Source organism: Maribacter sp. ACAM166 (genome assembly GCF_005771495.1).
Classification (GTDB): domain Bacteria; phylum Bacteroidota; class Bacteroidia; order Flavobacteriales; family Flavobacteriaceae; genus Maribacter.
This window is the reverse complement of sequence record NZ_VAUW01000026.1, coordinates 1-15,204: the sequence shown is the minus strand read 5'-3', so window position 1 is coordinate 15,204 and position 15,204 is coordinate 1. Positions and strand designations below refer to the sequence as shown.

Below are 15,204 nucleotides of genomic sequence, written 5' to 3'. Positions count from 1 at the left end.
AAAGTTCGTTTACAGAACCGCTTTTTTATTTACTTTTGATAACGACCATTACCAACCATGACCGAAAACATAAAACAAATGTTCAGTAAAATGAACGATGAAACGCGCCAAGAAGCCCTAGAGTGCTTACTGACAGAGTTTAATCAGGAAAGCACCAAGCAGATTCGGAAAAATTGGATTATCGGCGGCCGCATTCCTGAAAATCATCAAGAACGGATTGTTCGTATTTTTCAAAATCTACTACGAACACAGATATATAAAACTAATGAGATAAAAGTTAATTTATAAGCTTAAAATAAAGAAGACGCCTTCTTTTAATTGATTATTCCCTTTTCCTGTTCCGTAAATCATATCCAAAAAAAATAACCGACGCATCAAGAACTATGCACCGGTTATTCAACTTACTCAAACTAATTCAAACTTGCTGCGAAGATGCGCACATTTATTAGTTTTAAGTTTAAGTAAACATTAAGGTAACTTTAAATTCAATATTTTACCTGGCATATCATTCGGTGGTATTTTTATACCTAATTCTTTTAAAATAGTTGGGGCAATCTGATTGCTATATAGTTGCTCTGATTTTGCAACTTCTCCTTTTATGGAAACTCCTTTACCAAATAACATCATCCACACACCGCCAGCTCCAGATACTCCTTCGCCATGACCTTTCCAAGTCTCCAATGGATCTGTTCCTCGACCATGATCTGTTGTGATAATAAACAAAGTCTGATTTTTATAAAAAGAATCTTGCTGTGTAAATTTCCACATATCTTCAATAAATCCGTCGGTTGTGTATGCAGAATTTAAATAGGCTTCATAATCGCCGTCATGTGCAAAATCATCGGTTTCCCCATAGGCGATATACAATAACTCTGGATGATTTTTCTTCATCTCTTCAATAGCATAATGATGTGTAAATGCATCGAGACGGACAGACCCCCAAGGACTAGGAATGGTGGGTTGCAACTTATTCAGAAATTTTTCACGATCCGTTAGATTATGGCCTTTTGCCAATTCAAAACCTGCATTAACAGGAACTACAGATCGCTCTTCATTAATAATAAACGGAAAGACATCCCAACTACCAAAAGCCGCAACTCTCCCTTTAAACCGTTCATCACGGTTAGCAATTTCTAAAACAGTGGTATTCGGATTATTAATTTTGTCATTACTAGTGATACGGGTATCATCTGCCCTACCCGTTAATATCTCATTATACCCAGGATAACTAAACCACATTTTGTTGGTGAGGTCTACCTTACTACCTAATGTTCTATTGCCATGAATTTGACCTTGCTGTACAATTTGAGACCAAACAAATGGTAGCAACGCCTCTCGACGCTCATTCTCAGTTTCACGCCAGAACTTTTTCTTCAACCCTTTTGTATCATGCACATAGTTTTCGTTAGTTACCAATAGCGGGTCTGCACCGGTAAATAGTTCTTGCCAACGTAAACCATCTAAGGTTATCAAAATTATTTTGGTGTTATCATTCTGGGCTTGGATACCTAGCATACCCATTTGTATAAAAAGGAATACAATGATTAATTTATTTTTCATTTCATGTTTGTTTAAAGGACTGTGCAGGTTTTTACAATCAATCCGTAAAAGGTTTTGATAAATATAGGACTTGAAAAAGAGATACCACTTTCTGAAGGTGTGATTATGAAGTTAAATTTCATTTGACTGTTCCAAGGAATTATTTACCGTAATTTTTGTAGGCTAATTAATATGTAATGCAATTAAAACGAAGTACTTCATTTAATTTCAAAAAGGTGGTACACCGGCTTTTTTGCTAAAACAAATATGCGAAACGAAAATCTTATAATGTTATCAACAATTTAATATAATAACTTTATTAATGCATTTCGTCGAATAAAATGAACTTTTCGTCGTTATTAGAGATAGTTTAAATATTTTCGATATGGGTTAATATCCAAGCTTAATAAAATTTATTAACATTACATGAAGTTGCATTTTTCCAAAACCTTTTTCGTCCCTTTAGTCGTTATCGTATCAAGTTTAAGTTTAACCTCTTGCGGAAAGGATTACGACCTTGTCTCAGAATATGTTGTTCGTGATACCACTACCAAATTACTTTCAACTAACAACCTTGTTAAAAGCCCTGTTGATGTAGCTGTGATAAATAACATCACTTCAGATACGGTAGAAAAAAAGCAATAAACTTTTTCCACGTAAGGACAAAGAACGAATCACCTAACTCGATTCTACCCAAAATTCTAAACCAGTATTAAAAAACTAGCCTGCACTATTACTTTTCAGCTCAAGCTTTAAAGTAGTTCGTATTTCTAAAAAAAATACGATGACCAATATATAACGGGCACAGATTCGGTAACCGGTTTTTCTTGGCCTCCTACAATTTTAGGATCTTCAAAAAACGATAAAAACCCAGTGGTACTCACCCTGTAACTGATGGCGGTGTTCTACTATTGACACCTAGTTAGAAACATACAAAGAACGAAAATGAAACCACCGCCAGTTTCAACATGTAAATTACGCTGTACAAGTTACTCAAACTGCGTATCAAATAAATAACATCTATAAAAATCCCCTAACTTTACGCATCTAAATTAGATTCATTTTTTGTACACTATCATTGACATAGAAACTACCGGAAACGGTGTTAAAGGCAATAAGATAACCGAGATTTCCATTTTCAAATATGATGGTCATCACGTTGTAGATGAATACACCTCATTGGTAAATCCGCAATGTGAAATATCCTCGTTCATCACCGGACTCACTGGAATAGACAATAATATGGTGCGTAATGCACCCCTTTTGGAGGAGATTATCCCAGAAATCGAAGCAATTACCAAGGACACAATCTTTGTAGCCCATAGTGTTAATTTCGATTACAATGTTATCAAAAATGAGTTCAAGCTACTCGGACATGATTTCGCTAGAAAAAAACTCTGTACAGTTCGTTTATCAAGAAAATTACTGCCAGGGTACCATTCGTATAGTTTGGGTAAATTAACAGCAGCTTTAGACATACCATTAACAGATAGGCACAGAGCCAGGGGCGATGCCCATGCAACGGTGTTATTATTCCATAAACTTTTAAGGACTAAAGATGCCGAAAATGTTTTCAAATTATTCCTAAATTCAAAATCACAGGAAGCTACATTACCTCCTGGTCTACCAAGGGAGGAATATGAAAAACTTCCAATCACCCCCGGTATTTATTACTTTAAAGATGTAAAAGGGAAAATAATTTATGTTGGAAAAGCCCTTAATATTAAAAAAAGGGTGTTAGGTCATTTTTATAACAAAAAGACAAAAGAGATTACGCTATGCTCAGAAACTGCATCTTTAGACTTTGAAGAAACAGGAAATGAGCTAATTGCTTTATTAAAAGAATCTGCAGAAATCAAGCACCATTATCCTAAATATAATAGTGCACAAAAAAGGTCAATTCAACAGTATGGCATTTTTAGCTACGAGGACCGTAATGGGGTTATTCATTTGGCCTTTAATAAAATAAAAATGACTCCTAATCCATTAGCTATATGCTACAGTCCTACCGAAGCGCGACAGTATATAGAAGCTTTATGTAGCATGTTTGAGCTTTGTCCGAAGTACTGCCACTTGCAAGAGAATGTTACCGTTTGCTCTCACTATAAGATTAAACCATGCATTGGCATATGTTCTAACCTTGACCTTGCACTACCTTATAATCAACGTGTACAAGAGGCGCTTGATAGTTTAAAACAAATACAATCAGATTTGGTCATAAAAACAAAAGGACGAAATACCGATGAAAATGCCTTTGTTATTATACGAGAGAATAGTTATGCCGGATATGGTTTCGCACCAAAGGAAACCGCTATTGAACATATAGAAGATTTAGAATTGTTTATAATTCCACAGAAAAATACACTAGAAACACAAAGAATAGTTGAAAGTTATTTGAGGAAAAATCCAAATGCGATTTATTCCTTATAAGTATCAAAAAGTTAATCTTTCATTTTCTTATACATTCTAATTACAAAGAGCAACCACGCCATAAAAACTATGGATACAAAAGTCGAATATATGAATACAAACTCCACTATTTCTTATACTTTAGGTAATTCATAAAACCAAGAATGGTAGGTGCCCAAAATGCGATGAATATAGCATCCAATTTTTTTCCTGATAAGAAAAGAATTTCCGAAACTATAATTATAGATATTACTACCAATATCATAATGATATTCATTACCCCAATACGGTCTACAAAATTTTTAAACATAGCTTTAATTCAAATCCCACTTAAATATATCAATTAATATGTACTTTTTTTAAAAAATTACGACAAAATTTATCGTCCCATTTATAATGTTGTCGGACAAATAAAATCTGTTGTCTTTACTCCTACTTTTTTAAGCGCTCCAAATCCACCTTTTACATCTATTAGATTATGAATACCACGACTCTTCAAAATAGAGGATGCAATTACAGATCGATATCCTCCAGCACAATGAACTAAGAAATTTCTGTTTTTAGGAAATTCCGTTAAATGGATATTCAATTCGCTCAAAGGTGTGCTTTCCGCATTCAGAACATGTTCACTTTGAAATTCACCTATCTTACGCACATCAAAGACCTTACTATTTTTCTCCTCAATTTTATTTTTTGCCTCATTTGCCGTAATCGACACAATATGATCCGTTTCTTTTCCTGCTAATTTCCATGCATCAATACCCCCCTTTAAAAATCCGATAGAGGCATCAAATCCTACTCTAGACAATCTTGTAATCGCCTCTTGTTCCATCCCTTCTGGACTTACCAAAAGTAAAGGCTGTTTTGTATCGGCAATTAAGGCTCCGACCCAAGGGGCAAAATCTCCATTTAGACCGATAAATATAGACCTAGGTATATGCCCTTTTACATATTCGTCTTGGTGTCTTACATCTAACACCAAAGCTTCTGTCTCATTCGCTACGCGTTCAAACTCATTCGGCGAAAGCTCACGTGTACCGCGATTCAGTACCTTTTCTATATCTTCATATCCTTCCTTGTTCATCTTAACATTTAGAGGGAAATATTTTGGAGGCGGCAATAAACCATCGGTAACTTCTTTTACAAATTCCGCCTTGGTCATATCGGCCCTTAATGCGTAGTTCATTTTCTTTTGGTTCCCTAAGGTATCGACCGTTTCTTTCATCATATTCTTACCACAAGCAGATCCGGCACCATGTGCAGGATATACGATTACATCATCTGCCAAAGGCATGATTTTAATCCGTAAGCTATCGAATAAAGTTCCTGCCAATTGCTCTTGTGTCATATCAGCTGATTTTTGAGCTAAATCAGGTCTCCCAACATCTCCCAAAAACAAAGTATCCCCAGAAAAAATAGCTATGTCTTTACCTTTTTCATCCTTTAGCAAATAGGTGGTACTTTCCATTGTATGCCCTGGAGTATGCAAAACCTTAAACGTTAGTTTCCCTAATTTAAACTCTTGACCGTCCTCAGCAATAATAGCTTCAAAAGAGGTCTTTGCAGTAGGCCCGTAAATAATTGGTGCTCCCGTTTCTTTGGACAACGTAACATGACCACTCACAAAATCAGCATGAAAATGTGTTTCAAAAATATACTTGATTTTAGCATTGTCGTTTTTTGCCCGTTCCATATAGGGTGCAACTTCACGTAAGGGGTCTATGATAGCTACCTCTCCTTCACTTTCTATATAGTAAGCTCCTTGAGCCAAACAACCTGTATATATCTGTTCTATGTTCATCTTTTACTATTGTAATCTATTAACTAATCTTTTTATAGCCCTAAAAACACAAATACTAATGCATCATTTTAACTTTGCCATTCTACTATTCTCATACGCTACTTTGGCTGCCAATAACGATACTTCATTAGGGTTATCAAAAAAATCTACCGCTTCCTTCGTTTTTACAAACAGAAATTCGCGCTGTAGTTCTTTAATAATGCCTGTATTAAAAATAATATCGCGCGTTGGCCCAATAGCCCCAGCAATATAAAATTGTTTGCCGCTTTCACGAATATCATGAATTAGCTTAGTTAACATATCTGCAGCGGATGCATCAATATAATTTATAGATTCCGCATTTAAAATAATACCCTTCAAATTAGGACCTTTTGCCCTCATATGTTTTAATAACTCCTTTTTAAAAAAGCCAGAATTACCAAAATATAATTGTGAATCAAACCGTACAATCAACAACTCATTACGCACAACAACCTCATCGGCAAATCGAATTACATTCTTGTAGTAATCTGAATTACCAATATTACCTATCTCCACAAAATGTGGTTTAGATGTTCTGTATACCATGAGTAATAATGAACATAAAACACCGATTAAAATACCTTCTGTAATACCAATAAACAACGTTATAAAAAAGGTAATTAATAGCACAACAAATTCATCTTTTCTGTTGATCCATAGGTTTTTGCAATAATCTACATCTATAAGTTTAACTACCGAAACCATAATAATACTGGCCAAAACTGTAATAGGCAGGTATTGAAACAGCGGCGTTAAAAATAACAAAGTAAGTACCACTAATAGAACACTAAATATAGCAGACAAATTGGTCTTTGTTCCAGCATCATAACTTATAGCCGATCTTGAAAAGCTAGCAGTTACCGGATACCCTTGAAAAAGCGAACCGACTATATTCGAGGCCCCCAAGGCAATTAATTCTTGATTCGGCTTAATGGTTTCCTCTCCACTTTTATCTTCTAAAGCTTTCCCTATTGAAATCGCCTCCAAATAACCTACCAGCGCTAGAGCAACTGCAATAGGCCATAACTGCTGAACATCATTTAAATTTAAAGTAGGGATAACCATGGTTGGCAAACCCTTAGGCACGTCACCTACCAACTTAATTCCATAGTTTTCCATTTGAAAAAGGTATGCTGCCAAGATTCCCACAACTACGATTATCAAAATACCCGGGATTTTTTTATTCCATTTTTTAAAACCTATCAACACCCCTATTCCTACCAGACCAATACCAAAATCAAACCAATTAATTTCACCTAATTTAAAGAATATGTTAGGCACGGTCTGATAGATTTTAGTACTACCCTCTACTGATATTCCTAATAGATGTTTCAACTGACTCGAAACAATGATAATTGCAGCAGCAGAAGTAAAACCACTAATAACTGGCTTGGAAAGGAAGTTGACCAAAAAACCCATTCTGAGCACCCCTAACACCAATTGTATAGCACCTACCATTAGTGCTAAAACAACGACCATTTTTATATAATTTTCAACGCCAGTTATCGCTAAAGTCCCCAAGCCTACAGCGACCAATAATGAGTCCATAGCCACCGGGCCAACAGCTATTTTTCTTGAAGTTCCTAAAAGCGCATACGTAAAAACAGGAAACAAAGACGCATAAAGTCCGTGTACTGGAGGTAACCCTGCTATCATTGCGTAGGCCATACCCTGAGGTACCAAAACAATGCCTACGGTTAAGCCTGCCAGCAAATCTTTAATAAAATAGGATTTTTTATAGGTAGACACCCAATCCAAAAAAGGCAATACATTCCTCACAAGGTAAATTTAATCATTTAATAGGGCTTAGAATAACCATTTAAAACTATAGCCTCATTGGGTAAGAAGTTTGTTGAACTCCAGTGCTTTAATAATCCAAATCATCTTCACTCTCAAAACCATTAGGCTCTATAAATAAAAAACCTCGAAGCGGCTTGCCTGTAAAGTCCATAGATTTACTCTCTGATTTTTGAAGCAGTTCTTTATAATTCAATTTACGTACGCAAACCATCAGTCTATCTTCCTGCCTTTTTTTATCCTTTAGAATACCTATAAACATTTTACCACTGACCACAAATGTGAGACCGCCCATCATCTTTTTCTCCTCAATAGCCCCATTGCCCTTTAATCGTTGCCGAAGACGATTTGCCAAATGTTCACTGTACGCCACCTAATCAACTATTAATGCAAGTTCCTTGTATTTTACGTAATCGGATATTTCTGAAACATTACCGGAGTAACTTTTACCTCGTAATTTACTTACGGTATGTGCTTTTAACACTACTGATGAGTGATTTTTGACTAGTAATTTTAGCTCGTTTTCAATAGTATCATTTACTGCCAACCATTGCGATTCCATATCTTCTGCAAGTATCAATGGCATTCGTGGTTCATTCAATTTTGGATTATTATGAATTTTTCCCATAATTTCGTTCCCAATGGTGGTCACGATTGAAAATGATTTAATTGCACCTCCATGCTGCGGGTTTATCCATTCAGACCAAAGTGCGGCAAGTGCTAATGGTTCTTTATTTTTCTGTTTAATAAAGAATGGGTACACCTCATTATTATAATGGTAATGCTCGTAAAAACCATCAACATATACGATGCATCGTTTTTCATTTGCAGCATCCCTAAATGCAGGTTTTTCAAAAATGGTTTCTACCCTAGCATTTAAAGTACTGTTCCAAATTTTCTGTTGTTGCTCGAGATTCTTAACCCAATGTGGTATTAGACCCCAAGTAGCTACAGTTGGGTAAAAAGAATCTTCATTTGTATAAATTAGCACCTTTGGATGTGAAAATCCAGAAGCGTGGTAGAGCGGCAAATCGGTTAGCGGAGCTAACTTTTCACTTATTTCCTCTATTGCTTTTAAATCCAGATTTCTTGTCGCTCGTTTTAATTGGGCCCCTAAACTAGTTTTTATATCGTAACACATACTACCAAATTTAGGTGTAAACTATAAAACTACATGGGCTTTATCGCTACTTTAAAGTGCATGGGTTTATTTTTTAAAACTATAAATCCGTCTGCTATATTTTCCTGTGCAACTGCATATGGGTAAAAAGTAATGGGTTCTATACAAACCATATTTGGCACTTCTGTCCACAACATAAAATGTTTAAAGCCTTCAGTTGTAATTTGCAGTTTGCGGTCATCTTTCAATCGTATCACATTGGCATCTGGCACGTGCAAGGCCCTACTACCCACTTCCATAACCTCAGCTATAGAAAAATCATTCGTATCGGTAGAAATCACTGCATTTTCTGAATGTAGCATAAATGCAGGATGATACCCCAACATAAAAGGCATTCCTTCTTCCCCAGTAATCGTAAAGGTGAGTACTAATTCGTCCTCCTTCAATTCATAGGACTTTTCAAATTCAAAATTGTACGGCCAACTCAATTTTGCCTCAGTAGATTTATTCGGATATTTTGAATTTAACACTTCCTTATTTGCGGTATACTTCTTTGTGAAAACTGCTTTATTGTCAGACTTTTCAGTTAAAGAATAGCTCATCTCCCTAAGTAGACCATGCTGGTCTTGTATGGCATCACCCTTCGCCGTAGTGACCTTAAAATCTGCCTCGTTCGTTGGCCCAATAACAGGAAACATTTCCGTATCAACATTACGCCAACCAGGATTTCCCTTTTGATGCATAAATTCGTGACCAGAAACTTGATACCCTACCAATTCCCCGGCTACAATTTTAACCTTTTGATTACCAACTTGAAGTTCTGTAGTATTACTCATGGATTAATCTATATATTAATAGTGCCGTTCTTTTTGTAAGTGCTTCAATCGTATTTAGGTTGACCGTTTCTTCGGGTGTATGGGCTGCATTTCCCATAGTGCCTAAACCATCTAAGCAATCAACATATTTAGCAACAAACGATGTATCTGCAGCGCCGCGCTTACCTGGGTCATAAGCTAAAACCTCACCTTGCTGTAAATCTAAACTTACTTCGTTCAATTTCACTAATAAAGCTTCGTTACCTGGGGTAGGTTGCATGGCAGGGTAACTATCGTTAAAACTTATATTAGCGGTAGTCTGTGGTAGATTATTCGCCACTATTTCTCGCATTTTATCTCGTGTACGCTCTTTTTGTTCTTCGGATATAAAACGGAGTCCGCCACGAACTTCGGCTTTCTGAGCAACAACATTGGTTTTCCCAAAAACAGTTCCCTTACTCGTCATGTCGTCAAACTCAACAAATGTACCACCAAGTAACGTACCCGGATTGAAGGTCAATAAGTCTTCACCTTTTACATCCGTATAAAATCCATTTAAAATCCGTGACATTTCAAAAATGGCTCCTGCCCCGGTATCTTCATTAAATATCCCTGAAGAATGTGCTCGCTTACCTTCTACTTCGACCTTCCAATCTGATGAACCTCTACGCGCTACAGTTGCGTAGTTAAAACCTGTAGAAGTTTCAAAACCTAAGGCTATATCACTTCTTTTAGCTGCTTCAATCAAATCTTTTCGACTCTCTTCAAGTGGATCTCCAGCACTTTCTTCATCGCCTGTAAAGGCAACAATAATCTGAGCATCGTTCAACAACCCGTTTTCTCTTAAAGCTTTTAATGCATAGAGTACAATTATATCACCACCTTTCATATCATTACCGCCAGGGGCATGGGCTATAGAATCATTGACCATTTCAAAAGTTTGAAACGGACTATCCTCTTCAAAAACCGTATCTAAATGTCCTATTAGTAGTAGCTTCTTTCCTTTAGACCCTTTAATTTCCGCAAATAAATGTCCGCCCCTATTCATTTCCTCCGGCATGGGTATCCACGTACTTTCAAATCCTATGTCTTCAAAGGCACTTGCGAATTCTTGACCTACTTTTTCTACTCCTTTCAAATTCAATGTGCCGCTATTGATATTAACGACCTTTTCTAAAAAGGAAATTGCCTCGGCATTATTCTGTTCTATGTTTTTAATTATCTTCTTTTCTGTTTTTGATAGCTTTTGAGCATTTACTCCAACTAAGAAAAAAGCAGTAATAACGGTAAGAAATATCTTTTGACGCATGTAGTATGTTTTACATCAAATTTACCAAAAAGAGAAAGAAAAAAAGATAAAAATAAATTTTGCTTTCACACTATTCCTATTCAAATCGAATTGCCTTCACCGGAGTTATTCTAGTAATAATGTACGAAGGTATCAATAACATTAAAAGACAAAGTAGCAACACCCCTACATTTAAAAGTACGATTGTCGACACATCGATGCTTACTGGAATATATTCAATATAGTACTCCTTCGGGTTGGGAAACTTTAATATCCTAAATTTCTCTTGTAGAAAAATAATTCCGAGTCCGATAAGGTTCCCCCAAAAAAGCCCAACTCCAATTAGGTAGGCGGCATTGTATAAAAACACTTTACGAATGCTCCAGTTCGTAGTGCCTAACGCTTTTAGAATTCCAATCATTGGTGTTCGTTCTAGAATTAAAACCAACAAGGCAGTTATCATATTGATACCCCCTACTATTATCATAATCCCAATGATCAAGGCGATATTAAAATCGAACAAGCCTATCCATTCAAAAATCTTATAGTATTTATCTTTGATGGTCCTGGTATCTAAGCTAGAAACTGTTTGTCCGTATATCTCATTGCTTTTTTCATCGATATCATCAAAACTGTTCAGAAATACCTCAAAGTTACCAACCTCGGTATCGGTCCATTTATTCATATGTTGAATATGGCGGATATCGATAAAAATATAAAGTCCGTCAATTTCTTCAAATCCGCTATCGTAAATTCCGGTGATATTAAATTTTCGTTGGTTAGGTATTCTGTCGACTGTATCATCCCTTAGAAAAAATGTAAAGAAAGAATCCCCTACATTAAGGTTCAAACGGTTCGCCATGATTCGGGATATTATTACATCAGAATTCAAATCACCGTTATACTCAGGTAAAACTCCATCCACTAAATATTCTTCTAATGCAGACCAATTATAATCCTTACCAACACCTTTGGCAATAATACCCTCAAAGGTTTCTTCCGTTCTAATAATTCCCGCTTTTGTGGCAACTGCTTGAATATGGACAATGCCATCTACCGTCTTAAAATCGGGATAAAACTCCTGTTCCGTGCTTACAGGCACAACAGAAACTTCAGAATTATTATTATCGTAATTGTAGATTTGAACATGACCATTAAATGCGGTCACTTTTTCACGAATTTTCTCCTTTAACCCCAGCCCTGTTGCTATGGCAATTAACATCATTATTACACCAATAGCAATTGCAGCAATCGCTATTTTTATTATTGGTGCAGATATACTAATTTTATGCTCCTTACCCTTTATAAGCCGTTTGGCGATAAAATATTCTAGATTCAAATGATGTTATTTTTATCCAATTTCAAAAGTACAGTTTTATTATGGTTTTTAGTATTAGCCACCTGCGGAAACGAAACAGACAAAAAGGCTGCTACGACCAGTTCAAGCGTTGCCAACCAAACCGAAAAATCAGTAAAAGACGTGGTTGTTGCCGCTAATAGAACCGATGCGTATATTCCCATTCTACAAGGAAAGCGTATAGGGGTAGTCGCCAACCAGACCAGTGTTGTATTCAAAACGGAAGGCCATACGCATTTGGTAGATTCATTGCTTTCGCTGGAAATTAACATCAAAAAAGTTTTTGCCCCTGAACATGGATTTAGAGGCCAAGCCGATGCCGGGGAGCATGTGAAAAATAGTACAGATACGAAAACTGGTTTACCTCTAATTTCTTTATACGGCAAAAACAGAAAACCGAGTCAAGAACAATTGGAGGGTTTAGATATGGTACTTTTTGACATACAAGATGTAGGGGTTCGTTTTTACACGTATATAGCCACATTGCAGTTGGTCATGGAAGCCTGTGCAGAAAAGGGCATTCCAGTACTAGTGTTAGATAGACCAAACCCAAACGGACATTATGTAGACGGACCAACCATGGAGGCAGACCATACTTCTTTCTTAGGGATGACAAAAATTCCCTTAGTCTATGGCATGACCATTGGCGAATATGCAACTATGATTAATGATGAAGGATGGATGGAAAATGGTAAAAAAACAGATTTGACCGTCATTCCATTAGAAAAATGGACACATGATAGTTTTTACAGCTTGCCCATTCGCCCCTCTCCTAACCTGCCTAATGATGTTTCCATTACGCTTTATCCGAGTCTTGGCCTTTTTGAAGGAACCAATATTAATGCAGGTCGTGGAACGGAATTTCAATTTCAGCGCTATGGCGCTTCATTTTTAGACAGTACAGCGTATACGTTCACCTATACGCCCGAACCAAATTTTGGTTCGAAACATCCAAAAGAGGAAGGTAAATTATGTTACGGGAAAGACCTCTCTAAAACCCAGCGGAGGAACGAAGTCACTATGAAATATGTCATTGATGGGTATCATAATTCAAAAGATAAAAGCAACGTATTCCTCACAAGTGGTTTTACAAAACATGCAGGAACCAAAAAATTGCAACAACAAATTGAAGCGGGACTTTCGAATGCCGAAATAAAAGAATCTTGGCAAGCAGATTTGGAGAAATTCAAAAAGATACGTGCGAAGTACGTACGATATTAAATTTTATTCAACAACCTCAGCTGCAGTAGGCTTACGATAGTTCACAAAAGGGTATTTCAACAATGAACTGATTTTTCTATTTTCAATAGCATCAGGAAACGTATCTACTCCATAGACAATTGCTTCTCTATCTAAATGCATATGCGTACCGAATATCCGGTCCCACCACGAGAATATATTCCCATAATTACTATCGGTATACGGCAGCATATAATGATGGTGCACTTTATGCATATCTGGTGATATCAACACATAACTCAATGCTTTATCCACCCCTTTTGGTAATTTTATATTGGCATGATTAAACTGAGAAAGTACCACCGATACACTTTGATACAACATTATAATTCCGATGGGTGCTCCGACCACAAAAACACCAACTAAAGTAAAAACATAACGAATCAAACTTTCTAATGGATGATGTCTGTTTGCAGTAGTCGTATCAACATTATGATCTGTATGATGCACCAAATGCACCATCCACAGCGGTTTTACTTTATGCTCTACCCAATGCGCCAAGTAGGCACCAATTAAATCTAACAAGGCTACCCCTAAAAAAACATACGCCCATAATGGCATTGCCGGCAACCAATTGATAATACCAAAATCATTCGCTACAGCCCAATCGGATGTTTTCAACAATAAAAATGCTAACGGAAAATTAATCACGATTGTGGTTAGTGTAAAAAAGAAGTTAGGTAAGGAGTGCTTCCATTTATTGTAACTCCCATTAAACAAAGGAACAATCCCTTCTAATATCCAAAAGAAAGTGATTCCGCCTACCAAAATTAAAGACCGATGGGCAGCCGGTATCGTTTCAAAATAGGCTATGAGTTGTTCCATGTTCTAAATATACTAAAATCATTGTTCGTTGATGGTTGTTTGGGCTTTACTGAAATAGTCACTTCTTTATGTCAAGCTTTTAGATAACTTTTAAACTATGATAGGTTGAGGCACTGGAAATACGCAAGATTTTAGAGTCAAAAACGAAATAAGCATAGATTTTTAGAAGGAAAAATACGCCCGAAATTAATTATAGGGTACGTTCGACTTTGGTTTTTACGTTTGAAACATCACCATAAAACGTATTGAAAATCATACAGGCCGTTAAATCTCCAGTTACATTAACTGCTGTTCTAAACATTCCCAAAATACGGTCTATCCCTATAATAACGATTAGTCCATCAATAGGAATTCCTGCACTCTGTAATACAGATGCAAGAATAATAACGCCACCGCCTGGAATGGCAGGTGTTCCTATGGAAGCAGCTACCACCGTAAAAGTGATTAATACTAAATTAATAAGGGACAATTCAATGCCGTATGCTTGTGCCATAAAAATAGTGGTTACACATTGAAACAATGCAGTTCCGTCCATATTAATAGTGGCTCCAACAGGAATTACAAAGTCACTAATATTAGAGGATACTCCCAATTTTTCATCGGCTGTTTTCATCGAAATAGGCATAACAGCAGCTGAACTGGCGGTTGAAAATGCTAATAATTGAGGTTCTCGTATAGCTTGTAAAAAGTTTAGTGGATTTTTCTTTACAACAAGGAATACCAGTGACAAATAAAATATCATTAATAGAAGCAAGCCAATCCTGTCCTAAACGTTTTCAAGAATGAATAACTTTACTGTTTTCATTGACCTAAAGCTACCGTTTTGGTTTTTTTCAGAATAGAACCCCCTGTACGATATTTTGTTTAGGCGGCGGATGGTCTTGAAAAGGGTGGTCGAGCCATTTTTGGAGGTCTACCTTAACAAAAAGGTTGAGTCTTATAAAAGCGACCAGATTTGATAAGTACCATTTGTATTTTGCCATAGCTTTCAGT

15 protein-coding genes are annotated in these 15,204 nt (G+C 36.4%); 4 read left to right on the top strand and 11 right to left on the bottom strand.

Features of this window, described 5'->3' with window-relative positions; translation table 11 throughout:
* Nucleotides 1-57: 57 nt before the first annotated feature.
* Nucleotides 58-288 carry a hypothetical protein gene (locus ES765_RS15235; RefSeq protein ID WP_138115171.1) on the top strand — a complete coding sequence of 77 codons (231 nt, stop codon included), beginning with the start codon at nt 58-60 and terminating at the stop codon, nt 286-288.
* A gap of 180 nt (nt 289-468) precedes the next feature.
* Here ES765_RS15235 and ES765_RS15230 read toward each other — a convergent pair whose 3' ends face one another.
* Complete coding sequence (locus ES765_RS15230) at nt 469-1,560, bottom strand: LTA synthase family protein (RefSeq protein WP_138115170.1); 1,092 nt, start codon at nt 1,558-1,560, stop codon at nt 469-471.
* A 405-nt stretch (nt 1,561-1,965) separates the two neighbouring features.
* On the opposite strand from ES765_RS15230, the gene ES765_RS15225 reads away from it, so the two are divergent.
* Both ES765_RS15225 and ES765_RS15220 read left to right on the top strand, forming a co-directional pair.
* Nucleotides 1,966-2,184 carry a hypothetical protein gene (locus ES765_RS15225; protein WP_138115169.1) on the top strand — a complete coding sequence of 73 codons (219 nt, stop codon included), beginning with the start codon at nt 1,966-1,968 and terminating at the stop codon, nt 2,182-2,184.
* A 420-nt stretch (nt 2,185-2,604) separates the two neighbouring features.
* Nucleotides 2,605-3,969 carry an exonuclease domain-containing protein gene (locus ES765_RS15220; protein WP_138115168.1) on the top strand — a complete coding sequence of 455 codons (1,365 nt, stop codon included), beginning with the start codon at nt 2,605-2,607 and terminating at the stop codon, nt 3,967-3,969.
* Between the two features lie 106 nt (nt 3,970-4,075).
* Here the strand turns inward: ES765_RS15220 and ES765_RS15215 are convergent, their stop codons facing one another.
* From ES765_RS15215 to ES765_RS15180, 8 genes are all read right to left on the bottom strand, one after another.
* Nucleotides 4,076-4,258, bottom strand: coding sequence for a hypothetical protein (locus ES765_RS15215; protein ID WP_138115167.1), 183 nt, complete (start codon nt 4,256-4,258; stop codon nt 4,076-4,078).
* Between the two features lie 81 nt (nt 4,259-4,339).
* The gene (locus ES765_RS15210; RefSeq protein WP_138115166.1) at nt 4,340-5,749 is read right to left on the bottom strand and encodes an MBL fold metallo-hydrolase; all 1,410 of its coding nucleotides are present in this window, start codon (nt 5,747-5,749) and stop codon (nt 4,340-4,342) included.
* Nucleotides 5,750-5,812: 63 nt separating this feature from the next.
* Nucleotides 5,813-7,549: a SulP family inorganic anion transporter gene (locus ES765_RS15205; RefSeq protein ID WP_138115165.1), complete on the bottom strand. Its 1,737-nt coding sequence runs from the start codon at nt 7,547-7,549 to the stop codon at nt 5,813-5,815.
* An 88-nt stretch (nt 7,550-7,637) separates the two neighbouring features.
* Nucleotides 7,638-7,940 (bottom strand): TfoX/Sxy family protein, encoded by a 303-nt coding sequence (locus tag ES765_RS15200; RefSeq protein ID WP_138115164.1) that lies wholly within the window; start codon nt 7,938-7,940, stop codon nt 7,638-7,640.
* Nucleotides 7,941-8,708, bottom strand: coding sequence for an SOS response-associated peptidase (locus ES765_RS15195; RefSeq protein ID WP_138115163.1), 768 nt, complete (start codon nt 8,706-8,708; stop codon nt 7,941-7,943).
* Nucleotides 8,709-8,737: 29 nt separating this feature from the next.
* Nucleotides 8,738-9,523, bottom strand: a complete 786-nt coding sequence (locus ES765_RS15190; protein ID WP_138115162.1) for an aldose 1-epimerase — start codon at nt 9,521-9,523, stop codon at nt 8,738-8,740.
* Complete coding sequence (locus ES765_RS15185; protein ID WP_138115161.1) at nt 9,516-10,811, bottom strand: M20/M25/M40 family metallo-hydrolase; 1,296 nt, start codon at nt 10,809-10,811, stop codon at nt 9,516-9,518. Before ES765_RS15185 ends, ES765_RS15190 begins: the two co-directional genes overlap by 8 nt.
* A gap of 76 nt (nt 10,812-10,887) precedes the next feature.
* Nucleotides 10,888-12,129, bottom strand: coding sequence for an ABC transporter permease (locus tag ES765_RS15180; protein ID WP_138115160.1), 1,242 nt, complete (start codon nt 12,127-12,129; stop codon nt 10,888-10,890).
* Nucleotides 12,130-12,132: 3 nt separating this feature from the next.
* On the opposite strand from ES765_RS15180, the gene ES765_RS15175 reads away from it, so the two are divergent.
* Entirely contained in the window at nt 12,133-13,368 is a 1,236-nt protein-coding gene (locus ES765_RS15175) for an exo-beta-N-acetylmuramidase NamZ domain-containing protein (RefSeq protein ID WP_138115207.1), read from the top strand.
* Nucleotides 13,369-13,371: 3 nt separating this feature from the next.
* Here ES765_RS15175 and ES765_RS15170 read toward each other — a convergent pair whose 3' ends face one another.
* On the bottom strand, nt 13,372-14,211 hold the full coding sequence (locus tag ES765_RS15170) for a sterol desaturase family protein (protein WP_138115159.1): 840 nt from the start codon (nt 14,209-14,211) through the stop codon (nt 13,372-13,374).
* Between the two features lie 190 nt (nt 14,212-14,401).
* Nucleotides 14,402-14,965: a dicarboxylate/amino acid:cation symporter gene (locus tag ES765_RS15165; protein ID WP_317131431.1), complete on the bottom strand. Its 564-nt coding sequence runs from the start codon at nt 14,963-14,965 to the stop codon at nt 14,402-14,404.
* Between the last annotated feature and the right edge of the window lie 239 nt (nt 14,966-15,204).